General features: G+C 42.2%; 30 protein-coding genes. 11 read left to right on the top strand and 19 right to left on the bottom strand.

Annotation, left to right across the window (positions count from 1 at the left end):
• Positions 1 to 7 precede the first annotated feature (7 nt).
• Genes ACC612_RS03055 through ACC612_RS03045 form a run of 3 tightly spaced genes read right to left on the bottom strand, consistent with a single transcriptional unit; the run spans position 8 to position 3,668 of the window.
• Positions 8 to 1,051: an AAA family ATPase gene (locus ACC612_RS03055; protein WP_371853387.1), complete on the bottom strand. Its 1,044-nt coding sequence runs from the start codon at positions 1,049 to 1,051 to the stop codon at positions 8 to 10.
• Complete coding sequence (locus ACC612_RS03050; RefSeq protein ID WP_371853002.1) at positions 1,051 to 2,760, bottom strand: preprotein translocase subunit SecD; 1,710 nt, start codon at positions 2,758 to 2,760, stop codon at positions 1,051 to 1,053. Before ACC612_RS03050 ends, ACC612_RS03055 begins: the two co-directional genes overlap by 1 nt.
• On the bottom strand, positions 2,757 to 3,668 hold the full coding sequence (locus tag ACC612_RS03045; RefSeq protein ID WP_371853001.1) for a protein translocase subunit SecF: 912 nt from the start codon (positions 3,666 to 3,668) through the stop codon (positions 2,757 to 2,759). The genes ACC612_RS03050 and ACC612_RS03045 overlap by 4 nt, the downstream gene beginning before the upstream one ends.
• A 99-nt stretch (positions 3,669 to 3,767) precedes the next feature.
• On the opposite strand from ACC612_RS03045, the gene ACC612_RS03040 reads away from it, so the two are divergent.
• Positions 3,768 to 4,229: a cytidine/deoxycytidylate deaminase family protein gene (locus ACC612_RS03040; protein WP_371853000.1), complete on the top strand. Its 462-nt coding sequence runs from the start codon at positions 3,768 to 3,770 to the stop codon at positions 4,227 to 4,229.
• Here ACC612_RS03040 and ACC612_RS03035 read toward each other — a convergent pair.
• The 3 genes from ACC612_RS03035 to ACC612_RS03025 form a co-directional block, all read right to left on the bottom strand.
• A complete protein-coding gene (locus ACC612_RS03035; protein ID WP_371852999.1) occupies positions 4,212 to 4,976 on the bottom strand; it encodes a coenzyme F420-0:L-glutamate ligase in 765 nt (254 codons plus the stop codon). The genes ACC612_RS03040 and ACC612_RS03035 overlap by 18 nt on opposite strands.
• A gap of 184 nt (positions 4,977 to 5,160) precedes the next feature.
• On the bottom strand, positions 5,161 to 5,622 hold the full coding sequence (locus tag ACC612_RS03030) for an Hsp20/alpha crystallin family protein (RefSeq protein ID WP_371852998.1): 462 nt from the start codon (positions 5,620 to 5,622) through the stop codon (positions 5,161 to 5,163).
• Positions 5,623 to 5,736: 114 nt separating this feature from the next.
• Positions 5,737 to 6,936, bottom strand: coding sequence for a cofactor-independent phosphoglycerate mutase (locus tag ACC612_RS03025; protein WP_371852997.1), 1,200 nt, complete (start codon positions 6,934 to 6,936; stop codon positions 5,737 to 5,739).
• A gap of 104 nt (positions 6,937 to 7,040) precedes the next feature.
• On the opposite strand from ACC612_RS03025, the gene ACC612_RS03020 reads away from it, so the two are divergent.
• The 4 genes from ACC612_RS03020 to ACC612_RS03005 all read left to right on the top strand — a co-directional run bounded on the left by ACC612_RS03020 (position 7,041) and on the right by ACC612_RS03005 (position 10,832).
• Positions 7,041 to 8,036, top strand: a complete 996-nt coding sequence (locus tag ACC612_RS03020; protein WP_371852996.1) for an S-layer protein domain-containing protein — start codon at positions 7,041 to 7,043, stop codon at positions 8,034 to 8,036.
• Positions 8,037 to 8,139: 103 nt separating this feature from the next.
• The gene (locus ACC612_RS03015; protein ID WP_371852995.1) at positions 8,140 to 9,540 is read left to right on the top strand and encodes an aspartate kinase; all 1,401 of its coding nucleotides are present in this window, start codon (positions 8,140 to 8,142) and stop codon (positions 9,538 to 9,540) included.
• The gene (gene purM / locus ACC612_RS03010) at positions 9,537 to 10,538 is read left to right on the top strand and encodes a phosphoribosylformylglycinamidine cyclo-ligase (RefSeq protein ID WP_371852994.1); all 1,002 of its coding nucleotides are present in this window, start codon (positions 9,537 to 9,539) and stop codon (positions 10,536 to 10,538) included. Before ACC612_RS03015 ends, purM begins: the two co-directional genes overlap by 4 nt.
• Positions 10,539 to 10,547: 9 nt before the next feature.
• On the top strand, positions 10,548 to 10,832 hold the full coding sequence (locus ACC612_RS03005) for a DUF1894 domain-containing protein (protein WP_371852993.1): 285 nt from the start codon (positions 10,548 to 10,550) through the stop codon (positions 10,830 to 10,832).
• A 6-nt stretch (positions 10,833 to 10,838) separates the two neighbouring features.
• Here ACC612_RS03005 and ACC612_RS03000 read toward each other — a convergent pair whose 3' ends face one another.
• Entirely contained in the window at positions 10,839 to 11,405 is a 567-nt protein-coding gene (locus tag ACC612_RS03000; protein ID WP_371852992.1) for a hypothetical protein, read from the bottom strand.
• Positions 11,406 to 11,604: 199 nt separating this feature from the next.
• On the opposite strand from ACC612_RS03000, the gene ACC612_RS02995 reads away from it, so the two are divergent.
• Positions 11,605 to 12,648 (top strand): hypothetical protein, encoded by a 1,044-nt coding sequence (locus ACC612_RS02995; protein WP_371852991.1) that lies wholly within the window; start codon positions 11,605 to 11,607, stop codon positions 12,646 to 12,648.
• A 48-nt stretch (positions 12,649 to 12,696) separates the two neighbouring features.
• Here ACC612_RS02995 and mtrH read toward each other — a convergent pair whose 3' ends face one another.
• The 8 genes from mtrH to mtrE are packed head-to-tail and all read right to left on the bottom strand — an operon-like array spanning position 12,697 to position 17,622.
• Positions 12,697 to 13,653: a tetrahydromethanopterin S-methyltransferase subunit H gene (gene mtrH / locus ACC612_RS02990; RefSeq protein ID WP_371852990.1), complete on the bottom strand. Its 957-nt coding sequence runs from the start codon at positions 13,651 to 13,653 to the stop codon at positions 12,697 to 12,699.
• A 15-nt stretch (positions 13,654 to 13,668) separates the two neighbouring features.
• Positions 13,669 to 13,899: a tetrahydromethanopterin S-methyltransferase subunit MtrG gene (gene mtrG / locus ACC612_RS02985; protein ID WP_371852989.1), complete on the bottom strand. Its 231-nt coding sequence runs from the start codon at positions 13,897 to 13,899 to the stop codon at positions 13,669 to 13,671.
• The gene (locus tag ACC612_RS02980; RefSeq protein ID WP_371852988.1) at positions 13,899 to 14,132 is read right to left on the bottom strand and encodes a tetrahydromethanopterin S-methyltransferase subunit F; all 234 of its coding nucleotides are present in this window, start codon (positions 14,130 to 14,132) and stop codon (positions 13,899 to 13,901) included. Before ACC612_RS02980 ends, mtrG begins: the two co-directional genes overlap by 1 nt.
• Position 14,133: 1 nt before the next feature.
• Positions 14,134 to 14,862, bottom strand: a complete 729-nt coding sequence (gene mtrA / locus ACC612_RS02975; RefSeq protein ID WP_371852987.1) for a tetrahydromethanopterin S-methyltransferase subunit A — start codon at positions 14,860 to 14,862, stop codon at positions 14,134 to 14,136.
• Position 14,863: 1 nt separating this feature from the next.
• On the bottom strand, positions 14,864 to 15,187 hold the full coding sequence (locus ACC612_RS02970; RefSeq protein WP_371852986.1) for a tetrahydromethanopterin S-methyltransferase subunit B: 324 nt from the start codon (positions 15,185 to 15,187) through the stop codon (positions 14,864 to 14,866).
• Positions 15,184 to 15,996 (bottom strand): tetrahydromethanopterin S-methyltransferase subunit MtrC, encoded by an 813-nt coding sequence (gene mtrC / locus ACC612_RS02965; RefSeq protein WP_371852985.1) that lies wholly within the window; start codon positions 15,994 to 15,996, stop codon positions 15,184 to 15,186. The genes ACC612_RS02970 and mtrC overlap by 4 nt, the downstream gene beginning before the upstream one ends.
• A gap of 1 nt (position 15,997) precedes the next feature.
• Complete coding sequence (gene mtrD, locus ACC612_RS02960) at positions 15,998 to 16,720, bottom strand: tetrahydromethanopterin S-methyltransferase subunit D (RefSeq protein ID WP_371852984.1); 723 nt, start codon at positions 16,718 to 16,720, stop codon at positions 15,998 to 16,000.
• Positions 16,717 to 17,622, bottom strand: coding sequence for a tetrahydromethanopterin S-methyltransferase subunit E (gene mtrE, locus ACC612_RS02955; protein WP_371852983.1), 906 nt, complete (start codon positions 17,620 to 17,622; stop codon positions 16,717 to 16,719). Before mtrE ends, mtrD begins: the two co-directional genes overlap by 4 nt.
• 452 nt (positions 17,623 to 18,074) lie before the next feature.
• Between mtrE and ACC612_RS02950 the strand changes: the two genes are divergently transcribed.
• Positions 18,075 to 18,887: a sugar phosphate isomerase/epimerase family protein gene (locus ACC612_RS02950; protein WP_371852982.1), complete on the top strand. Its 813-nt coding sequence runs from the start codon at positions 18,075 to 18,077 to the stop codon at positions 18,885 to 18,887.
• On the opposite strand, the gene ACC612_RS02945 is transcribed toward ACC612_RS02950, so the two are convergent.
• Positions 18,861 to 19,310, bottom strand: coding sequence for a universal stress protein (locus tag ACC612_RS02945; RefSeq protein WP_371852981.1), 450 nt, complete (start codon positions 19,308 to 19,310; stop codon positions 18,861 to 18,863). The genes ACC612_RS02950 and ACC612_RS02945 overlap by 27 nt on opposite strands.
• A gap of 95 nt (positions 19,311 to 19,405) precedes the next feature.
• On the opposite strand from ACC612_RS02945, the gene ACC612_RS02940 reads away from it, so the two are divergent.
• On the top strand, positions 19,406 to 19,873 hold the full coding sequence (locus tag ACC612_RS02940) for a DUF5806 family protein (protein ID WP_371852980.1): 468 nt from the start codon (positions 19,406 to 19,408) through the stop codon (positions 19,871 to 19,873).
• Here the strand turns inward: ACC612_RS02940 and ACC612_RS02935 are convergent.
• The gene (locus ACC612_RS02935) at positions 19,867 to 20,145 is read right to left on the bottom strand and encodes a hypothetical protein (protein WP_371852979.1); all 279 of its coding nucleotides are present in this window, start codon (positions 20,143 to 20,145) and stop codon (positions 19,867 to 19,869) included. The genes ACC612_RS02940 and ACC612_RS02935 overlap by 7 nt on opposite strands.
• Before the next feature lie 98 nt (positions 20,146 to 20,243).
• Here ACC612_RS02935 and ACC612_RS02930 point away from each other — a divergent pair, with 98 nt between their 5' ends.
• Positions 20,244 to 20,681: a hypothetical protein gene (locus tag ACC612_RS02930; protein WP_371852978.1), complete on the top strand. Its 438-nt coding sequence runs from the start codon at positions 20,244 to 20,246 to the stop codon at positions 20,679 to 20,681.
• Positions 20,682 to 20,737: 56 nt separating this feature from the next.
• Positions 20,738 to 21,025, top strand: coding sequence for a signal recognition particle protein Srp19 (locus tag ACC612_RS02925; protein ID WP_371852977.1), 288 nt, complete (start codon positions 20,738 to 20,740; stop codon positions 21,023 to 21,025).
• 48 nt (positions 21,026 to 21,073) lie between these two features.
• On the opposite strand, the gene ACC612_RS02920 is transcribed toward ACC612_RS02925, so the two are convergent.
• On the bottom strand, positions 21,074 to 21,247 hold the full coding sequence (locus ACC612_RS02920; protein ID WP_371852976.1) for a preprotein translocase subunit Sec61beta: 174 nt from the start codon (positions 21,245 to 21,247) through the stop codon (positions 21,074 to 21,076).
• Positions 21,248 to 21,338: 91 nt separating this feature from the next.
• The gene (locus ACC612_RS02915; RefSeq protein ID WP_371852975.1) at positions 21,339 to 22,358 is read right to left on the bottom strand and encodes an S-methyl-5-thioribose-1-phosphate isomerase; all 1,020 of its coding nucleotides are present in this window, start codon (positions 22,356 to 22,358) and stop codon (positions 21,339 to 21,341) included.
• Positions 22,359 to 22,503: 145 nt separating this feature from the next.
• Here ACC612_RS02915 and ACC612_RS02910 point away from each other — a divergent pair, with 145 nt between their 5' ends.
• Positions 22,504 to 24,333, top strand: coding sequence for an HD domain-containing protein (locus tag ACC612_RS02910; RefSeq protein ID WP_371852974.1), 1,830 nt, complete (start codon positions 22,504 to 22,506; stop codon positions 24,331 to 24,333).
• Positions 24,334 to 24,341: the final 8 nt, after the last annotated feature.

Here is a 24,341-nt window from a genome sequence, read left to right as displayed (position 1 = left end):
TGAAGTATTAATTACAGAAATCTGCTACAAGCGCTTCAAGCTGTATCCTATCATTCGCAGCCTGCAACATTTTAAAGTTAGCATCTGCGATCTTAATTGTCCACCTTGCAACCCTGGGGCCAGGTTCTCCGGAATCTGCAGCGATCCTGTGAAGGTGCTCAAGTATCTCATAACCAGTAAACCCGTTGTCTACAAGCATACGATCTATGATCTTTCGAGCCTCCATTATGTTTCCAACCGTTGCGGCTTCAAAGAGTGACCTTATATCAGCTACTTCCTCCCGGACAGCGGCATCGTATATGGCCTGAGTTCCTATTGTTTCACCATGTGTAAGGACAACTGCTACCTGAAGCGTATTAAGTGAAGTTGCCACATTACCACGTGAGTGATATAGCAATGCCTGTATGCCATCCTCTGTGATTTGGAAACCTTCTAGTTTAGCTACATCCTTTATAAAACAACTCAGTTTTTCATCTGATACATGCCTGAAAAATAGCTGTAAGCCTCTGGAACGCAGAGGTGCTATCAACCTTGAAGGCTGAGTGGTGGAAAGAATGAACCTACAGGTTGCTGTGTACTTTTCCATAATACGCCTTAAAGCATGCTGAGCGTTTTGGTCAAGAGTCTCGGAATTATCTATGAATATGATCTTATAATCAGAATCTATTGGTGCCATACTTGCATATTCATTGATTATTTCCTTGAAGATAGAGATCACACTTTTTTGGATTTTCCGGGGATCGTCAGTGCCCAGGATACGCGTAAACCTCTTGTCCCTGACCAGATAGCTTTTACCTTTGTCAAAGAAATCAGATGCATTAAAGTAAGTGAAACTTCTTTCAAAGCCTTCTCCATAAAGCTCTTGTCCCAGAGCAAAGGCAGCAGTAGCTTTTCCGGAATTCACTGGCCCATACAATAACAAGTGAGGAACATTGCGCGATGAGGCGAGCCTGTGAAGGGTATTCACAGACTCTTCATTACCTGCGATCTCTTCAAGTCTTGAAGGCCTATACTTAACAGTCCAGAGATCTTTTGTGCTTGTTTGCTGAATCAGGCCTCACCCTCACTTTTATCTTTTAATACTTCGTAAATCATCTTTCCATAGACTGGCCTTGCTATTACCACACCTATGAACACACCTATAATGGTGGTTATTGCAAACCCTTTTAGCGTACCGAATCCCATTACTACCAAAGGACCCATAGCAACAACAGCAGTTGCTGCTGCAGCCAATATTATACTAAATGCCTTGGTTATTCTGGAAAGATATACTTTTGAAGGAGGCAACTTGCCTTCATATAGCACTTCATCTGTGATAATAACAAGGTGATCAATGCCTGTACCGATTGCAGCGATAATTCCTGCAATACTGGCCAGATCAAGTTGCCATCCGATCAGAGCTGCAAACCCTAATATCATTATTGCTTCACTGAAAGAAGTACCAACCATTGGTATGAGAATTTCCTTTTGGTGATACTTCCTGTAAACCACTAAGGCTACTGCAAATAAAGCTATTATACCTGCAATAACAGATTGCTTTTTGAATTGAGCTCCAAGTGCAGCATCTACGTGTCCTGCCCCAATGATCTCCACATTAACTGGAAGAGCACCAGCTCTCAAGTGGATCTGAAGCTGATTTGCTTGTGCCTTGCCTTCATCGCCAGTACCAGTCGAAGATTGCCAGGAATAGATCGGACCTTTTTCCAACTGCTGTGCTGCAGAGTTACTTAGTGGAGCACTATACACCTCATTACCATCAAGCAACATTATCAGATTGTGTTCCATAGGATTTTTGGTGGCTCCTGCATCAATAGCTGCTTTCTGTAGCGCTAGTGCTCCGTTTTCAGTGAGAGTAAAGGGCGTGGACCACATACCACTTTCTTGATCGTATGCAACTATTCCGACACTTTCGATATCTTCTCCGTATAAAATATGTTGTGTCTCATTGCCTGTAGTCTGGATACGTATCTCAAACTTACCTGGTTTCTCTGCGATCTCTCTTGCAGTCGCTAGATCAATGCCTGCAAAATCAATGAGGATGTAATTATCACCTGCTGTCCTTACTGGAATGTCCTTAAGCCCAAGTGAATTCATCTTTTCACTCAGAATATTTTTTGTAAGATCACGGGTTTCAGTTCTTACTCCTTCTGTATATCTTGAAGTACCATCAGCGTTCTTAATGATAGAACCGCCCACAGCACCCATCAGAGTTTCTATCTGTTGCTCTGTAACTGCCGTCCTGATCTCATATTCCACACCATCTGACATGATCATTGGTACAACTTCAGTGTGTAAAGAGTTGATAAGATAGGATTCAATTAACTTTTCTTTAGACGTAGTTAACTTAACCTGTGTTGACCCATTCTGACTACTAATAGTATACTCACCAAGACCTAAGAGATCCATCTGAGCATTTGTAACAGCAGCAGGAGTTGTGAAAGTGATAGCTTGAGCTTGAGTTTGGCCCTCTCCGGCGACTGCAGAGGTCGAACCTGTGATCGTAATAGTATCGCCGATTAATGGTTCTACAAGAGTCTTAAGGACCATTGCTGTATCTGCATCAACCTGTACCAATGCACCCTGAAGCTTAACCTGTAACCATGATCCACCTTCCAAATCCAATCCATAATTGAGATTAGTTGTAAATCCATCTTGAGAATTGTAACTTGGATGGATGGCAATTATAGATCCCAGAAGAGCAATTATGAAAATTATTACCCTAATATCTTTAAATATACTCTTTGGCTCGTCCCCTATCATGCTCTTCTCCTCCTTGCTCCCCTTGTTCCTTCTTTTCGGACATACCAGCGTAAGATAGAAACATTGGTCATCCAAGTATTTATCAAGTCAGCCAGAAGTCCAAATATGAGCACAATTGAAATACTTGATAGCAAAGTGATCTGTGAAAAAGAGGGCACCACCAAATAAGAATACGTAGACACTATATACATAGCAAGAAGTGCTACGAGGGTGGTAGTGGTCATAGTTATTCCTGTAATCATAGCACCTTTTATATTTTCGTCCAGTTCTCCTTTCCTCTTGATGACCCTAGTGGTAAGCAGCATATCACTATCCACAGAGTAACCAATAAGCATTAACAAAGCAGCCAATGTACCAAGAGATAATTGAACACCAACAAGGTCCATGAAAGCTATAGCTGTTACGATATCACAAAAAGCAGATAATACAACTGCTCCCGAGGGCACAAAGGTCCTGAAGATTATAAATACCACAATAGACATTCCAACAAAAGAAAAAAATAAAGCCTTTATAGCTTGTTTCTGTAGATCTAGTCCATAGACTGGACCTACTTGCCGAATTTCCACATTCTCATAAGTATCTGTAACATCTTTGTTAAGGGCATTCTGCTCCTCTGCAGACATAGGACCAAATTGCATGACCGTGGTTGAGCCTGTTTGCCTTACATCAGTGATAGGATAAGCAGAATATTTTTCCTTAAGTTCAGTTATTGGCGTATCAGTGGCCAGTGAGATCATTGTACCGCCTTTGAATTCCATGCCCAGTTTTACCGGAGCCCCAGTTGTGGCCCAGGTAAAAGCAATGATTAATACCGCTATGAGGAAAATTGCAGCTGGTAACATCATTAGCTGCCGATCGCTGTGTTTCCTCACAAACGAATCCAGTTGTTCCGTAAGAGATAGGCTCATCGTATCATGCTCCTAGAATTATAGAAAAGCACTATGATTTATATTTCGACTCTAGATACACTACAACTTATATATACTACTTGCCTTTATTCTAAATCGATGACAGAGAGACCCGGATTAGACGAATATTTTCTGGAGATAGCCACGGTAGTGGCAAAAAGGTCTACCTGCCTGAGAAATCAGGTTGGTGCGGTAATTGTCAAAGATAAAAGAATACTTTCTACTGGATACAATGGCGCTCCCAGAAATATGGCACATTGTCTTGATATTGGCTGTATCAGACAGCAAAATAACATAGAATCAGGCACCCGCCATGAGAAATGCCGGGCAGTCCACGCAGAGCAAAATGCCATCATCCAAGCAGCTCTTTATGGAGTGAGTATAGATTCTGCAACTTTGTATTGCACACATCAACCATGTATATTATGTGCCAAGATGATCATCAATTCAAATATCAAACGTGTAGTGTTTCTGCAATCCTATCCTGACAAAGATTCTATTGAATTCTTTGCTGAGGCAGGAGTTGAGTTGATAAACCTGCCTTTAAGCCTTGTCCCTTAGATATTTAAGGCTCTTTTTGATCAGGTCTTCTCTATCCGACCTGTACATCTCTTTTACGGAAGTGTCATCATCAGACCTTAATTTCAGACCGCGTACAATCACTATAGGATAACCGCCATTACCTTCACCCATTAACAGATTCGCCGCGCCTGCAATCTCATCTGCAACAGATTCCTCTGTGATCTTGAGTTCTTTACCGAACAGATCTTTTTGCCCTCTCCAGTCTTTCAGAGGATGGAGACGGTAAACACCTACTGCAACTCCTGTTTGTCCAATTTTGAAAGCTCTGCCATTCGTATCAGTAATAATGACACTTATACGCATGCCAGTAGCAATTTCAATTTTCTTGCCGATAGACTCAGCACTCATATCCGGGTCTTCTGGAAGTTCCAGGAACACTGCACCTTCGACATTGGACTCATCGATACCTGCATTAATGCAGGTATGCCCGTTTTTCATTTCCACAAGCAGTATTGGAGAAGATATAAGGCAATCATTGCTCCTATCCAGAACTGCCTGAATGAAATTAGGACTAAATTTGCTATTTTTGGAGATTTCTATAGCTTTTGCACTTGGAACAATACCTTCCAGAGTAAATGTCATTCCTTCAGCTTTTCCCACAATTGTAGATGCTATAACTATGATATCATCATCAAGAATATCACTTCTTTCACAAATGATCTGTGCAATATCATCCCCTTTTTTTATCAAAGGGATGTTTTCAACTGCAATAGCCTCGAATTTCAAAATCACACCTATTGTAACAAGTCATTAGGCATAAATAAGCCTATCTACATATAAACAGATGCGGCGATGATGATAGTTACCCCGACTGAGCAAAATATGATGAAGTTGTTTTTCTGATGCCGTAATATCAAAAAGAGATATGTGCGTCCATATAAAATATGGACGTACTCTGAAACCTGGAAGGTTATTCAATAAGTATCTTCTGCTTTTCCTCTATCTCTGCCTTTGGTATGTTTATGGTAAGAACACCATCTTCCAGTTTGGCTTTTGCACCTTCTGCGATGACATTCGTTGGCAAACTAAACGTACGGGCAAACCGCGAAAAAGCACGTTCACGCATAACATACCCTTCTTTCTCTTCTTCCTTTTCAAGATGCTTGTTTGCATTGATGTAGAGCATATTGTTCTTAATATCGATCTCCACATCTTTCTTGTCCACACCGGGCATGTCCGCCTTAACAACTATTTCTTTATCCTTTTCCTGCACGTCCATCATAGGTGAAAGTGTGTCTAAGGTCTTCATTTCACCTGAAGGGGACAGTTCACTGAATAGCTGACTCAGACGATCCTGCATTCTGCTAATCTCCTCAAAAGGATCCCATTTTGACATACCTGAAGGTGTCCATCTTACAAGACCTTGTCTCATCTAAACCACTCCTACAATTATAGGGGTTTAACTTTTCACTACAACCCCAATAAAATCTATGTCCAAACCGCTATATAAATCTGATCTGCGTTAAAAAAAGATGGAACTGTAAAATCAGGTATGCCTTTGTAGCATGGTTTTTACCAGATCTGCTGCATAAACTACTCCATAAGAACCTGCTCTTACATCAACTTCATTGAATGCTCTGGCACTATCAGGCTGTTTTTCGTTAGTGGAATAGATAGCAAACGGTATGGGCTCAGAAGTATGTGTCCTGAGATGAACCGGAGTCGGATGATCAGGCATTACTAAGATAGTAACATCTTCATCCATAGACCTTATACCCTGCAACACAGTTCCAACAACCTTCTCGTCAAAATCCTCAATAGCCTGGATCTTAGCCTTTGCATCACCCATGTGTCCTGCCTCATCCGGTGCTTCCACATGCACTATGACAAAATCATGGTCTTTCAGAGCTTCCAGCGCGTACTCAGCCTTTCCTTTATAATTTGTATCAAGATAACCGGTTGCCCCCGGCACATCTATAATATCAAAACCTGCATAGATACCTATACCTTTTACGAGATCTACTGCAGAGATAATAGCCCCGGTTTTCCCATACAGCTCCTTGAACAGAGGGAAAGCAGGCGCACCTCCTTGTCCCCATAACCAAATGGAATTACCTGGCCTTTTGCCTGCTGCTATCCTTTTAAGATTAAGAGGATGGTCCTTGAGGATTGGCATTGAAGCATCTATCAGTTCACACAATGCTTCACTATCCTTGCCTTTGGGCATAAAATCATCCTTCTTTTCTCCTATAACATCATGAGGAGGTGTGCATTCGGTTTTAGAGCCAAAGTTATTCTTTGTCACCATAAGATGCCTGTAGCTGATACCTGGATAGAAACTGATCCCGTCTTTGCCTAACTTTGCATCTACTGACTTAATCAGCTCACTGGCCTCTTCACTGGAAATATGGCCGGAACTGTAATCAGCGATTATCCCATCCTCTATAGTAATAAGATTGCATCTGAAAGCCACGTCATCAGCTTCCAGCTGAATACCCATGCTGGCAGCTTCAAGGGGAGCACGGCCTGAGTAATACTTTTTCGGATCATATCCTACAATGGACATGTTGGCAACATCGCTTCCGGGGTGCATACCTTCAGGAACTGTCTGAGCTAACCCTGCCCTCCCATGAGCAGCAATATAGTCCATATTAGGCGTTTTTGCCTTCTGGAGAACAGTTATTCCTCCCAGTTCAGCAAGGGGTTCATCTGCCATACCGTCTCCGATCAGTATTACATATTTCATTGTACACACCTGGTAACTTTAAAACCGACAGACTAATCAACTAATAGAAGAAACAAGCATGCAATCGCATGTAGCATGCCTTAACTCTTATGATAGTGGTTCCTATGGGATATATACGTTTTGTGTTCATCTGTTCAATCGTAATGATGTTTCTGCTATCCTCCCCAGTACATTGTGCCACTGAGGAGGAAAAAGCACTGATATATTACTCAGAGGATACTCTGAATGCAGGCGATACTGTACAGTTGGAACAAGGTTACTCTTTCAAACTTGTCGATGCTAATGAAGACTCCGGGGATATATTAGTAAAAGTATACCACAATGGAGAAGAGATTGATGTGGGAGATTCCTTTGGAGATGAAGATAGCCCCTTTGAGTACATAATCACTATAAAAGAAGTTGATGGTGATGATGAGGAAGAAGAAGAGATCGACTACATTGTGATCAGGATCACACCTGCAGATTTTGATGAAAAGGATGATTCCATCTATGTAGAAGTGGAAATAGAACAATTCCTTGATCCTGAACAGGATGATGATGATGATTTTCTAACATTGGACTCTTCAATGTCTGTGAAAGTAGGAGAAACTCTTTCCCTTGATGGAGGCTATGCACTAAATGCAAGTGACATGGAAGATGATTCAGTGGTGCTTGAACTTACCAAGGATGGTAAATCACTGAAGAAAGAAGAACTTGAAATTGATGATATATTCAGCTATTCCAAAACAGTGGATGATAGTACAAGGACTATATTCATAGGACGGGTGAATAAGTTTTTTGAATCTTCAACTGGATCAACTGTAATCCTTAAGGATGTAACTCAAAGAGCAGATTTTGATGACAGTGAAACTGAGAAACTATCAGGAAATATATCCGAAAATAAGAGTAATGAGACATTGCCATTGATGTCAATACCTGATAGCATTGATAATACGGGTAATCTTAACGCCACCGGTGCTGCACAAAGTACACAAAATTTCACATCGTCCGTAAATGAAGGAAATAATACCGGAACTAATCAGGTGAATACTGATATTTTCATGCCAATACTATTCATAGTAATAATAATAACAGGATTTGTAATCTGGAAGTTCAGTTAAAATCAATAGATATATTGTTCCTAGTTTGAATAGATTCATAATCTTTATATCGCACCATCTTCTTTATAGTGCAATCCATAACCGCAGAAAATGTGATATAAATATGAGAATCGTAATGAAATTTGGTGGTACCTCCGTAGCAAATGGGGAAAAGATCCGTCATGTTGCTACGCTTCTGAAAGGCTTCCATGATAAAGGTGACAGGCTCATTGCAGTCACATCCGCACTTGGGGGCATTACAGACGGGCTTTTGAGCACAGCAAGAGATGTCTCAAAGAACGGTAAAGTATCTCAGGTCAAGGAGTTCATAGCTGATATCACTAAAAAGCATTATGATGCAATAAATGCTGCGATAGATAACGAAATAATTATCTCAGAAACTATAGAAGTAATAGATCTGCGGTTAGATGAACTGGAAAAAGCCCTGATAGGCATATGTTATCTTGGAGAACTTACTCCGCGTTCTATAGATTACATTTCTTCTTATGGGGAGAGGCTTGCTGCACCCATAGTAAGTGGTTCCATCAGATCTCTTGGAATTGATTCCAAGTGGTTTACCGGCGGAAGTGCCGGTATTATCACGGATGACAATTATGGAAATGCACGCCCCCTTGAAAAAAGCTATGATCTGATTGATGAAAGATTATCTCCTTTACTTGACTGCTCAGTAGTAACTGTTGTCACTGGTTTCATTGCAGAGAACGAAGCAGGGATTATAACAACTCTTGGAAGAAGCGGTTCTGACTTCTCAGCATCAATTATTGGAGCAGCAGTCCATGCCGACGAGATATGGTTGTGGAAAGAAGTGCATGGAATAATGACCTCTGACCCTAAAATAGTGCCTGAAGCAAAACCATTGGCCCAGATTTCGTATATCGAGGCCATGGAGCTCTCATATTTTGGTGCAAAGGTACTGCACCCCAGGACAATAGAACCCGCTATAAAACACAAGATACCAGTAAGGGTAAAGAATACTTTTGAACCCTCCTTTGAAGGCACTCTTATAGTAGCCGACCAGGTACCAAGCCAGGATGTCGTAAAAGCGGTGACACTTATCAAAAGTGTGGCTCTGCTAAACATTTGTGGTGCTGGTATGATGGGGACTATCGGAACAGCTGCCAGAGTGTTCACAAGCCTTGCAAAAGCGGGCGTAAATATAATCATGATTAGCCAAGGTTCTTCAGAAGCAAATATGTCGCTGGTTGTCATGGAAGATCAACTGGAAGCTGCAGTCAATGCTGTACACTCCGAATTCAACAAGAATGTTGTAGGAGATGTTATTTATGATCGTGATATATGTGTTGTAGCAGTGGTTGGTGCAGGCATGGATGGTACTCCGGGAGTTTCTGGCAGGGTCTTTGGAATACTGGGCAAAGAGAAGGTAAATGTGATAATGATAAGCCAGGGATCATCACAGCACAACATATCCTTTGTTGTTAGCTCAAATGATGCAATTAAAGCTGTAAGGGCATTACATCGTGAATTTACTGAGGGTTGTCAATGAGTGAAAAGCATCTCACATACGCAGAATCTGGCGTAGATATTAAAAAGGAAGAGAGCACCATCAAGGCTCTTACCAGTAAAATGACCTATGTTCGCAAAGGTCTGGGCGCTCCACTGACAAATATAGGCCATTATGCAGGTCTGCTGGATTTTGGAGAATATGCACTTGCAATGACAACTGATGGAGTTGGTTCAAAAGTACTTATTGCAAACGCAATTAAAAAATGGGATACAGTCGGAATAGACTGCATTGCCATGAATGTTAACGATATACTGGCCATTGGAGCTGAACCTGTAGCTTTTGTTGATTATCTTGCTCTTGAAGGCCATGATGAAGCATTTGCAACTCAGATTGGTGAAGGCTTGAGAAAAGGTGCTGAGTTTTCCCGCATGTCTATAATAGGTGGCGAAACCGCTACTCTACCGGATATTATAAAGGGTTTTGATCTTGCAGGCACATGCCTTGGAATTGTAAAAAAGGATAAAGTAATCACCGGCGAAAAAGTTCAGGTTGGTGATGTACTTGTAGGAATACCCAGCAGCGGAGTACATAGCAATGGATATTCTCTGGTGCGTAAGATCGTCGAAGGAGCAGGATATTCTTATGAGGATCCGTTCCCATACAATACTTCTACAACAATTGGTAAAGAGTTGCTCATTCCCACCAGGATATACATGGAAGTACTTGATGTGGTAAAGGAATGTGACGTGCATGGGCTGGCTCACATCACGGGAAGTGGCCTCTTAAAACTCCAAAGGATCACTAAACTCGGATTTGATATTTCTGACCCCATTGAACCCAACGATGTCTTTAAGTTCCTTCAGAAAGAAGGCAATGTGGATGAACTGGAAATGTATAAGACATTCAACATGGGAATGGGCTTTTTGATAGTCCTTCCAGAAAAAGACGCTGCAAGGGCAGTTGAACTTACGGGCGGTAAAATCGTAGGAAGGATTACAGAGTCAGGAATTAAAGTAAAGGAACTCAAAATAGTATGAGCGAGTGACATGTCAAGATCATCGTGTACAAAAAACATACCTTATGAGATACTGATTAGTGGAGTTACCCCTGTACAGAGTGAAAAGTACATAAAGGAAAACTCAGACAAGGTATTCCATGTACCTGGCGGATACCATATAAAGGGTATGAAACTTATTGGTTCCGAAAAAATTCCCGTAGGTGTAAAAGGTAAAGATTTGATATTTCAATTCATAAAGCCTTGTTTTGGAATATTTGTACTTAAGATAACAGATGCACAGGATGAGATCGACAAGCTGCAAAAAGAATTCTGAGAAGAGTCATATCTTGCAGCTTGAAGATGTCTCTACTATGCATTGGAGGAACTCTTTTGATGGGAATTCATGGATGGAACAAGCTATGACTTTCCCCTTCCCCACATCTTTTACGACCATTAATGATCTGTTCTTTTCATCCCTTAACACGACTTTTGCATCTGTATCCACGAAATAACCATCGTACTCTACTTCACTGGTGTTTTTATCAACCACACAAACATCAGCTTGTTCCTCGATCCTTTGTAACTTTCCTGATCCCTGCTCTTGCACGTATTTCAGCTTAAAAGGCAACCAATCAAAAGTATATTCCGGCACCATCGGCCCAAATATGACCAGTGTGCCTCCTTTTTTCACAAAGTTTTCGATCTTGTTTTTGTTACTTGCAACACTTTTAACAGTGGAAGTATATGCAGAATTGGCAAAACCTGTGGGAAGGACAAGACATTTGCATGGAGGTAGAAAAGGAGTCCCGATAGATTCAGCTGAAACACGCTGGCACTTAATACCATATTCCACAAACAATTTCTCAAATAGCAGGGGCGCATCCCAGAGAAGCATCACATCTGTCATGGACTCATGAATTTGTGCAGTCTCATATTAATCTTTCCAAGGAAAGAGTTACATTTAAATACTAGTAAATAAAAACTTTCAGTAAAGGAGAAATTGGAGAAAGTCTCCTTTCATGTGAGCGGGTGGGAGTGGGACCACCCATTTATACTCCACTATTTTCATGTAATTTTGGAAAATCAATAATGAGAGATGACATGAAATGGCAGGTTATAGACAGATACAGTGTATTGATCAGGCAGGATTTGGCATAGAAGCCTTTAGAATGACAATACCTGATGACTGGATATGTTATGGTGGAATCACCTGGGTAAATGACATTCATATGCCTGCATATATCAATTTTGCAGTAGTTAGCCCCGATGGCCTGATGGCGTTTGAAGGATTCCCCATCCTGAAGTTCACGTGGTCAAGTAATCCTTTTTCAGTGATAAACCAGCAATCTTGGCAGAGCCAGAGTACAAAAGTTGCTGCACCCATGCAACCAGATGAAGCACTTCTGAAGTACATTATAGCTCCTTTCAGACAAAAAATGCAACCATATAGAATTATGCTTAGAAGCCCTGTTTCTCCCAATGATCCAATGGTCGTCGATCCTTCCGCCCCCAGAATACCGACTGACCAGATTAGATTCGGAAAGGTAAGAATCGCCTATGAGATTGCAAAAAACTCTATTGAGGAGGAATTCTATGCAGGGGTTTCATACGAACAAATTCCAATGATGGCAGGAGATTTTATCCTCTGGCAGATGCAGACAGGTTCCATTCGTGCCCCTGAAGGACATCTTGATGAAAACATAGAACTCTTTACGGCGATGAAAGCTTCTCTTCGGCCAAATGAGAGATGGGTCAGGCAGTTAACAGATCTGATAACAGGTTTATACCAGCAACAAACAGCAAATATCCGGCAGATAGGCGTCTTTTCAAGACAATACAGCCAGATGCAGGACCAGTTAAGGGAACAGAGAATGCGTAGCTGGGAAGAGTCAAACAGGAGATTCGAATCTGATCGGGCAGCATATAATACGCAACTAGACCGGGAAAGCCCTTCTGAAAGATTCAGCCGTGAAGCCATACTTGGTCTTGAAAGAAGATGGGACCCCTATGAGGAAAAAGAGATCGATGTTGAAGGCGGGCACGTAGAAGCATGGACAAATGCACTTGGAGACAGGATACTTTCTGACAGTTATAATTACAACCCTAACGAGCATATGACAGGTAACTGGAAGAGAATGGAACCACTCTGAAACAGAGATTGTAAAAAAGTTTTTAAAAAAAGAAATAAACTGGTATGATTATACCAGTTTGAATATTGGGTGGTTTGTATCCTGGATTTCAACTCCCAGCTCTTTTGCAGTCTCTCCGAGCATGATATCAACCATTGCTACTGCAGGGAATACCATGTTTGTGTTCTCGATCGGACCGTAGAGCACGTAGTCGCATCCAAGAGCCTGTGGAACAAGGTTTGTTCCTATGTCAGATGGCATGTAGATTGCCTGTTTCTCTTCCTTTGTTGCAAAAGTCTTCTTGTATTTCTTCATCCAGTCCCATGCTGATGCGATGTTGTGGAATCCACCGCCTACAGGCAGACCAAGGTGTCCTTTTACAGCTACGACCATTCTCATGGATGCACCTGCACCAGCACCGAGAGGTGTTGCTGCTACATCGATGATGGGTTTTGTGATACCGCATTCCTTTGCGACCTGCAGCATACCCTTATCCTGTCCAGGACCGCCTATTTCCAGAATGTCCATCTTTCCTTTAAGGGATGGATCAGTGGCGTTGAATGCAAGCACAATAGCTGCTTCAATATCACTGTCAGTTATAGCTTCGATCTCAGCTGCATCAATACTTCCGTTGATGGAGTTATAGATAGCTCTCTTGGCAACTCCTATCTCTGTAACATACTCTGCGGCAGCTGCACGTACAGTACCGGCAGATGAGTCTATAAGGAATGGAGTCTTGTCATCGATCTCTACGAACCAGTCGATGTACTTCTTAATAGCTTCAGGTGTCTCTCCTACGATCTGGTTTACGTAGGGGTTACCTGTAACTTCACCCATTGCTTCGATATCATGCCACAGTTTATCTGCAGCTGCTTTGTCAAAGATACCTTTGTCTTCATCAGACACGATCTTGTGTCTGTTATAGAACATTGTTCCAACAAGTACTGTTGGATATTCGCCTGGCTGGCCACCGAACTTGACATTGCCTACTTCGAATACCTCTTGCTTTTTATCAAATCTGAACATCTGTAAACACCTCTTTTATCCAAACAACCATGGTCTAATTGACAAGTAAACAAGGAATATTAGTATTCCAGCAACGGCTCCATACAGTATTCCAATGTCCCTTCCTACTTTCTTACCTATTCTCTGTGCAACTTCACTGTGAACGAACTCGATCTTCTCATCTATCTTATTAAGTCTCGCCAATACTTCAGCGAAATCAGCAGGGTCTACAACCACACTTGGTATTCTATCGCTTCTGTCAGTCATTAGTAAATCACCTGCCAGATCATCAATGGGAGAACTACTGCCATCAGAATGGCAAATATGAAACCAGCAGCAAACCCAACTATGCCTGCTGCACTCACACCGGAATCCAGTTTCTGATTCCTTGCAATGAGCTGCGCACGGGCTTTTACATCTGCTATAACGCTATCAATGGGTCCCATCTGAGGCTCAATGACCATAGGGACACCTTTCCCATATTCTATTGCTTCAGCCATGTTAAGTACCTCCTCCCAATAGCAGACCGAGTATTGTCAGAGTAATACCCAGACCAATCATTATACCTTCAACCTTACCAGCGTGTACACCAGCATGGAACTTGTTGAGGTTACCGATTCCCATCATTTCTCTGTTGATGGCAAGTATACGGCTTCTTACAGTAGCCAGCTCTGCAGCCATTGGCTTCAGGCCACCAGCTTCTGCTTTCTCTTCTCCCTCTGCCGCTCCTACCTGGAGAACCAGGGGATCAGCATCATAAGATCCGGGATCTTTTGCTGCATATTCCTTGATCTTTGCTACTATAGCATTGACATCTTCCGTTCCTATGAAATCAATAGCTTCTACCTGTTTCTGGAACCTTTCAATAGCTTCAGGAGTAAGGTTCTCGATATATGGAATTGCACCTATAGCTCCAACTACCCTGTTATCCTTGACACCGTTCTTATGCATCTTCAGGATAGCATCACCAGTAACGTGTCCCTTGACTTCTGAACCAGTTACAAGGAGATATCTTATGTTAGGGTTGGAAATGATGTGTACAACTACCTTCTCTATACCCAGGTTCTCTGTCTTACAGGGACCAGCGATACAGGCACCTGCAGCAAGCATTGGACCGCCGGGAAGGTGTGAACCCAGAGTGATGACTGCAACACAGTTCTTTACGTCTCCGACTTCATATTCACCCTTAAGTATAGGCCACTGTGGTGCTGGTTCTCTTTTGTCTACCATTTTACATCACTCCTACCGATCTTAGCACAAACATTACGATCAATAGCAGACCTGCAACTCCAAGACCTACAATTATTCCGTAGAAAGAATTACCGTATATACCAGCAAGATAAGAGGTGTTCTCACGGCCGGGGAATGAATTCATAAGTGGTCTGTCAGGTGCAAGGGAATTCACCAGATCATCTGCTATCATGTCAAGCTCATCGAGCTTTGCCATTATTGGGTCCATTGAATACTGTATAATGTCAGGGCGTTCTTCTGCCAATATAGAACTCAATGGATCAAGCACCAAATGTACTTCAGGTGCTGCATGTACCATGCTCATTGCAATTCCTCCTCAGATGGCAACAGTCCTGTTCCTACCACCTTGTAAGCATCTCTCTTGACCCTTGCATAGTAACCTGTAAAACCAAAGTACCAGGTGAATATTCCGACCAGAATAGTAACCATACCGGCAGATGGATTGAATGCCACAAGTGCTACAATACCTGCAATCAGCACTGATATGCCACCTTTCTCTAATGCACAGTATAGTGTCCTGTCCTGCTTCTCATCAGGTCCAAGGTTTGCGTTGAATGGGTGAAGCATAGCCATACCGCCTGCAATGTAGATCACTGCAATATAACCTGTAGCTATGACCTTTGAAAGCACTACATCGAACATGAAAGTGCCTGTCATTGCAACACTAAGACCTATAATAAGGAGTGTACCTGATACGGCTATTTCAGTCATAGACTGTACCATGACAGGAATGTTCATACCCAGAGTCTTGTTAGCAAAGACACCGATGACCAAACCAATAAAAGCTGCTACTACAGCGGCAACTACAGGTCCGGCAATTCCTCCGATCCCAAGACCGAACATTGCAGCAACTACACCCATACCCAGAGCCAGCATACCTATGGAAGGCACACCGGTACCAAGACCGTAGCTTGCTACTCTTCTGACAGCTGCAGCACCCCATACTGTTGCACAGACAGCACCAAGGCCACCAAGCACTGATAATGCTCCTCCTGCAACACCTGACAGGAAATAAGCTGCATATATTCCAACAAAGGCACCTATGACACCAAAGGCAATGAGCTTGTTCTGGTCAATAGCTGCATGAGCTCCTCCAGTTCCTCCTCCGGACATCTTAGACACCTCCGATACTGATAATTGCAAACACAGCGCAAAGCAGAGTTACAACCAATGAGGTTATTGCTGCTTTTGGCCACTTCTTGAACTTAGGGTCGTGGAAACCTTCGATTGTTCCTCCTATGTTATAGGAAGGAATTACCGCGTTCACGAAGAATATACCTACTGCATACATTGCAGCAAGACCTACAAGGTTTGTTGGAGTAAGTCCTGTAGGGATTTTCAAAAGTGCGTAGTATACAAGAGCACCGCCAAGTCCACCAAGTGCAGCGCCGATTACACCGCTTACGAATGAAACGGTTGGAATTGCATGGCCTTCTGTACCCTGGGAAATGTATAGGTCCTGTCTGTCCTTTGTAATTGGATCATACTTGACTTTTGCTGATGCTGCGGGGCAGCCTACTCCATAGAAGTAAACCCAGTTACCTACAATCATTGTGACAGCCATCATGATCATACCACCGACTGCACCGGAAGCAACAATCAATGGGAGATTATCAGGAATAACAGCCATCATTGAACCGGCGACAACAAGTCCTGTAAGACCTGCTCCTGCAGCCAGCTGCACAGTACCTGTTCCTATACCGCATGCCTGAGCCATTGCTGCAGGAGCACCGCCCACAGGCACGAAGTGAACACTAACTGAAATCAGCACGCCTCCAAGAGTTATGAATAGTATGTACAACAAGTTAGCTGTAATTAATCCAACTATATCGATCATGCTGCTTCACCTTTGTCTTCCTTATAGGGTCCGAAGGCCTCTCTTGCATGGAGTTCCATCTTTCTGTTGTATATAATGAAAATCAATATCATAATAGCTCCTGCAATGACTGATGCCCATGCAATTCCAATTCCCCTGCTTGGGTCAAAGGCAGCTGTCAGCCATCCGCTGAGGAACACAGTCATACCAAAAGAGATACCTGTTACAGGGCCACCGAATTTGGCACAGAACCAGGAGTTGTCCATGCTGCTCCTAAGACCAGACTCTGCTTTTCTTACGATCTTTCCTGAGTTTGCTGTGTTAAGGCCAGCTCCGAATTCCACGTCCTGGAACTCACGCTCAGCACCATAGTGCACGTCACCGGTAGATGAACCGATTGCACCAACAGTGATTCCCCAAATGAATGCAATTAATGGCAGTGGGAAAGGATGAGCGAAAACAGTGATCATAATGTAAGACACTACAAGAATAGTAAACGTGGTTATAAACGAGTATCCCATTATTGGCGGGGTGTGTGAACGAAGCACATCAAGATAAACCATCTGTTTAAAACGTTTCTGACTTGAACATCTGCCCATGTATGCAGTCACTGAGTATGTTCCATGTACCATGGCTGCAACCAATGATCCGATAGTCAGTGCAAGCACTGCAGAAACATTGGAGTTTAACAGAACATAAGCTACAGTTCCACCAATGGTACACATGAGTGCATTCGAGGGTGGCTCTCCAGAAATAGCTTTATTATAGATCCTATGTGGATACGACATTTGGGGCGCAAGTTGCACTTGGGAGTTGGGGTTACTCTGGGATCCAATGTCGGATTCCAGGTCCTCAGATGCACCTGCTATTGTAGCAGCAGCACCCATTAATGCCAACGCGCCCATACCTATGAGTGGGTCCATATATTTTCCTCCTACGTATCTTATCTTCTAACAGTGGAATGAATTCTAGAAAGGAGTAGAATTAATTCCATGATATAGATAATATTAGTCCATCATAGTAAAGTGGCGTTAATGATGGTAGTATATTACCGTCGCTTGAAATTGATATGGTGTGTCAATATAAACCTTTCGAAGAAAAAGTCGTATTGCAGAGCCTTAATAAAATATCACATATAATATATTATTCGCCTTGGTCCGAACGGGTTATATTATAGTAGACTATAAATAAGACTACGTACTCTTTGTATGACTTGTTGTAATTTAAAAAATGGAGATATATAATATACAATATAGAATATGATATTTATTTATCCGAAAATCGTACGCTCGAATACGAACAATCTAACCCGAAAATAGTACTATTGCGTACGAACAACCCATAAACCTATATTTTCAAAAACTTTTCTGATAATATGATAATTGGAGCGTCTTCTTTTGCTGGAACTCTTGCGGAGCTGTCAGACGAAGTGCAGTCTGTGGAATTATACATGCCTAAACTGCATGTATATAAAGGCTCAAAATTAGACCGTGGGGCACTAACAGCCATCCTGGATGAACTTTCCACCCTAGATCTTATGACATCCATACATGCCCCATATTCTGCTATGTCACCTACTTACCCAAAAGATTTGCAAGTAGATACTTCTGATATGAACCCACAAGATTTCAGGCTCATGGGCGAGTCCATCGAACTTGCAGCTACTCTGGGTTCAAAAGCAGTTGTATTGCATCCTGGCCGGATCAATGGCAACCATGAACTTGCATTCACACGCATGGTCTCGAACTTGAAAAAACTTGCTTCACAGGCAGCTGACTGCGGAGTGATGCTTGGACTTGAAAACAAAGAAGGTACTGACCCCACGAACCTTTGCTGCCAAGCAGAGGAGCTCGTAGCTGCAGTCGAAGCAGTGAATTCAGATAATCTCAAAATCACTCTTGACATTGGACATGCGAACCTTACATGCGGAGCAGATTCGGAAAAATTACGCGATTTTGTTAAGACCGTAGCCCCTTATGCAATCCACATGCATATGCACGATAATGGTGGCAAATGGACCAGTAATTATGATGGCGATGAGCACCTTGCGCCGGGGAAAGGGACTGTAGACTACAAAGTACTAAAAGAAATCCCTAATTACTGCGGCATATATAATATGGAAGTATTCTCTATGGAAGATGTGTTCTGCGGTAAAGCCACATTACTGAAGTACCTGGGCAAGCATTGAAGTTTTTTCTGTCTGCGAAAGAGCATAATTAGGTGGCACCACTAATACCAGCCTCTCTGAAATTTCCAGTACCCTGGAAGTAACAGAACCGAGTATTTTCTTTAAACCGCTTTTGCCCTGGTTTCCCATAACTATCAGGTCAACTTTATAGCGATTTGCCACATCAACTATTTGCGCAGGCGCATTTCCTTCTTCCACAACTTTCTGTATTTTGGAACTGTCAAAGCCTAATTCCACCAATATATTTTCAATAGAGGATAGGATATAATCAGCTCCTTCTTTTTGCCATGACTTCATACCCATACCCTTATCTGCAAGTACATGAAGGACTATGAACTCGGTGTCTTCATTACCTATCTTTTTGGTGATCCTCGCAGCATTTTCTGAATATACCGAACCATCAGTAGGTAGTAAAATCTTCATTACTCCTTCATTAGAGTTAAATATATTAAAGTGCTTTGAATCATTATTGTAGTATACTGGCTGCAATACGCATTTTAATGTTTCAGGAGGCCACCATGAAATATCACAAATTTAGAAAGATGGACAGTAAAAAGTACCTCGAGGTAACTCGGTTTCTGAAAAAAACTACACATCTTACTGCAAGAGAATGGGTAATTGCTCACCTCTGTGCAGATTTTAAAGATACTCATAATCGTTCTGAAATGACATGGATTGGTGCAAATCTCAAACAGCTGGTTCCTTTCATGGATGAGGACTACACGCGCCAGGAAGTTTCAAATGCAAGAGCCTCGTTCAAAAAAAAAGTTCAGCGCAGTGGCACTACATTCTTTTATGCATACTACGCAGGCCTCATAACTCAGGAAGAGATGATTGCCATGATACACAAAATGGTACAAGACATGAATAAGATCATTGACACCGAAGGCGGCGAGATACCAGCAGAGCACGCAACGGAAGTTCAGATGCTGGTAGCAGATGTGCTCAGACGTATCAATGAATCTATGGAAGAGGATTATTATTGATCGAGATCCAATTCTCCTTTTTCCATATATCTTTCATAATAAGCAAGCATGTGCTTGTCGATGCGCCTTAGATAACGGGCCTGCACTTTTGAGACATAAAGTTTATTGGTTCCAACCAGGATGACGATGTCCGAATCTTTGGGGCTTTTCATTGCAACTGGCACGATCACAGGCCCGCCACAAGTGGTACACAACCTGAAGTCACTTTTGTGTTTCATTATGAAATCTTTGACATCATGATCAATATCCAAGTTCCTCTGAGTATTTTCCATGTATAGCATGCATTAAGTAGCAACTATATGTATTTTGCTGAGACCTGCCCGGAACACATATTTAAATATATAAACAGCAAAATATAGAAGTGAGTATTATGACCAATGTTGTAATAGCATTGTTCCTGATAGCAGCTATATGTATTTGTGGTTGTGTCCAGAAAGAGGAAGAAGAAAAAGCTGTAGTATATACTGATCCTGGTTACCCTAATACTTATTTTGCCAATCCTGTCATGGGATGGTATCTAAACAAGACAGCATATATAGATGAAACTCAAGGAGCAGAAGCAGCATTCCTATTTTACACGTCAGACCCAGATCTAAGCACTTATGAGGGCAATCTGAAATTAAAGGTCCGTACATTGGAAAATAAACCTGAGAACCTCGAAGTCCTAAGAGGACTTGGCATAGAGATTCTCACCGTTTCTGCAGATGGAACTACAATAATATGCTATGCACCTACCAGTAGTTTACGTGAATTGAGTAAGCTTGGATTTGTCAAAGATGTAAGTTCTGAGAAAGAAGAGCAACTATAAAGAAAGACCATCAGGGAATTTTAAATCAGATGAAGTATTAACTAGAGCCCATGTTGATGCGTGATAAGAATAAACTGGTAATATGGCCAGTATATATAGACCGTAACAGGTCAAGAAGTGAAGGACGCATAATCTCAAAAAAATCCTCTGTTGCCGAACCAACTCTTGTTGAGATAGAAAAAGCGGCATTAAAACTTGGCCTGAATCCTGAAGTTGAAAAAGATAAATCCTATCCCAGATCCTGGTGGGAAAAGAGTGGCAGAGTCCTTATAGATAATTCTGCTCCAAAAACCCAGCTTTCAAGGAAAATAGCAACGGCTATAAAAGAAATACGCTCCGAGTAAAGCTGATAAAGGATAGAACTAAAAGAAAAAAGCTAGAGTTAAGAAAAATTATGGCCAAGCACCGTAAACAGCACTAAGCATAAGAACAGCAAAGCCTATAAGTGCACCAAATATTAACACAGCTTTTGGATCGACATGAACTGCCTTCTTGTCAGCTTCATAATAACGCATCAGGCCGGCTGACGACATCAGCCCGCTACCACTTGAACTTTTCTTAGACATATTTTCTCCTACTGATATAAGCTATATTTATATTAGTGCTTTATGCTGTCAATTGTATTCAACCATTTAAAAGCTTCTGGTCTTTCTTTAATTAAATGAACAATTCATCCAGCAAGAATGGAGGATAGTAAACTCCTTTCTCCGTTATCACAGCAGTGATGTTTTCCATGGGTGTCGCATCAAATGCCGGATTATACACCCTGACATCTTTTGGAGCTATGGCTTTTCCATTCCAGAAACGCAATTCATTATCATCCCTTAGTTCGATAGCTACTGTATCTTCCCATCCCTCAAGGTCAAAAGTAGACAGAGGTGCGGCTACATAGAAAGGAATCTCATGTTCTTTGGCAAGTACAGAATGAGTATATGTTCCTATCTTGTTAAAAACTACATCACTCGTTATTCTGTCAGCTCCCACTATGACCTTGTTAATGGCACCTTTTCTCATCAAGTGTCCTGCCATGGAATCTGTTATCAAAGTTACAGGGATGTTATCCTGCATAAGTTCCCATGTCGTGATCCTGCTTCCCTGATTAAGAGGCCGTGTCTCACATGCTATGACCTGTATTTGCTTGCCGTCTTCCACTGCAGACCGAATTACCCCAAGAGCCGTTCCCCAATCCACACAGGCCATCTTTCCAGCATTACAGTGAGTCAACACTACATCGCCATCTTCAAGCAATTCAGCACCATATTCACCTAGCTTTCTGTTTTTAGCCACATCTTCATCTGCTATTCTTTTTGCCTCTGATAATGCAATGCTTTTGATACTCTTCAAGTCATAAGCATCATCAGTAGCATGTAATACCCTGTCAACTCCCCACGCAAGGTTGACAGCGGTAGGCCTTGTGCTTTTTATGGTCTTTGCAGCTACTTGCATATCTTTTATCAATGAGTCCATATCCTTTGCACTGCTGAGCCTTGCTGCAAGAGCCATACCATATCCACCTGCTGCACCAAGAGCCGGAGCTCCACGTACCCTCAAAGACATGATAGCTTCACACAAAGAAGCGAGGGTCTTGCATTCTATAACTTTGTATTCTTCAGGCAGCAGCGTCTGATCGATCATTACTATTAAATTTGATTCATCGTTCCAGTCTATGGTTCTCATGTATATCTGCTCTTTTAAAGTACAAAGGAAGATAAAAATGTGAAGGTTGGTGCGCAAGTCGACTGAGAAAGAAGAATGACAACCAAACACGCATGATCCTCATTTGCCTTTCTATTTATATACTCTCTTCTCCTAATATAATCCAATGCAAAAACCCCTCATTATACATGATCCTGTTCACAAGACCATCATCCTTGATGAGTTTGAGCAGATGCTTCTGAACACAAGGCATGTGCAAAGACTCAGGAATATTCAGCAACTTGGATTAGTTGACTATGTATATCCCGGTGCCAATCACACACGTTTTGAACATAGCATCGGCACCATGCATATGGCATCTGTCATTGGAGAGGCACTTTCCCTTGAGAAAGAGGACATACGCAAGATCAGGATTGCAGGTCTCCTGCACGATGTGGGCCACTCTGCATATTCACATGCAGTTGAGAATGTTCTCAAGCGCAATCCTCAGCTGCAGCCAGTGGTAGAAGATAGATGTTTTATAAAACACGAAGCCTTCTCAAAGAACATTATAAGGATGCTGCCACAAGACAATTTCATTGCAAGATACACGGAATCTGAATTTAGCACAGATCCTTTCCATTTCTTTGATGAGATCTCGAAGATAGCCACAGGTGATGCACAATCCATTTCAAAGCCTTACCTTGCCCAAGTGATTGCAGGCGATGTGGATGCAGATAGAATAGATTTCCTGCTCCGCGACTCCTATCATACTGGTGTCTCTTTTGGCCTGATAGACGTTGACCAGATAATCGACAGCCTCACCATTAAAGATGGAAACGTAGTGCTTGGGAGTCCGGACGGCTCAGACTATGGAAATGAGATGGCACTCACAGCTGCTGAATCCTTGCTGATATCCCGTGCTCATCATTATACCGCTATAATACACAACCCAAAGACCCAGGCTGCCAGGGTGATGCTGCTCTATGCACTTGAGGATGCACTAGAGCGTATTAAAAATGCTGCCGGAACGAATGCTACAATAGCCGAGATAGCTCGCTTTTTTACCGAATACAATGATAATGACCTGCTTGGTTTCATCAGGCTACATGCATCTGAAAGAGCCCTCAAACTCATGGATGACCTCCGCGATGGTAGATTATATTTACCCGTTACCAGGTTCAGCCAGAAGATGCTTAGGCCTTCAACAAGGATGGCACTTGCAACAATTGCACGCCACGGCGTAGCTAAAATGAAATTTGAATCACGTCTTGCACGGGAGCTGGGAGATGTATTGGTAGATCTGGATGTAGCATCCGGCGTTCCCAAAAGCATAAGGGTGCTGATCGGAAAAGAGGAAAGTTTCTTTTACGATGAATCAGCTTTGGCTAACGGGCTTGTGAGGTCCATCTCTCGACAGCTTTCACTTACAACATTTGCACATCCCGATGCCGTTGCAGGCATGGATGAATCAGTGGTTGTAAACCAGATGCATAAAGTTGTGGATGAACTATCCCCGCGACTTCTGGGTTTTATTCGTGCGGAACAGTATCTTTCCATAGAAGGTATAATCCTGATTTTCTATGCAATATACAATATCTTTAAGAAGGAGGAAACTGGTTTCATTTCAGTGCCTCGTCTTAGGCACATAACCTGGATGTACCGTACCATACTTCAACTTAGTACCCATGCTTCTCTGAAGAACCTTTTCGAATACAAATTCCATGAAAGATATGGTTTCCCATATAGTGACAAAGTCTTCGAAGATATACAGGTGCTTGTTGCTATGGGCATAGTGGATGAAGACCTGAGATACTATGAAAAGAATGGCCGATACAGACAGACATATGAGTACGTGCTCACACATGACGGTGCAGAGTATGCCAGAAAGCTTGCAGGTTCTTATGCTTCGGAATTCCGACAGATAGAGAACTATATTCTGATGAATAAGCACTCTGTTGCCAAGGACATGGTAACCATGCCTCTAGCAAGGTATGCGCCTTCAAAACAGATCTAGGAGTTATT

The organism is Methanomethylovorans sp. (assembly GCF_041447285.1).
GTDB lineage: Archaea > Halobacteriota > Methanosarcinia > Methanosarcinales > Methanosarcinaceae > Methanomethylovorans.
This window is presented reverse-complemented; position numbering and strand designations above follow the sequence as displayed.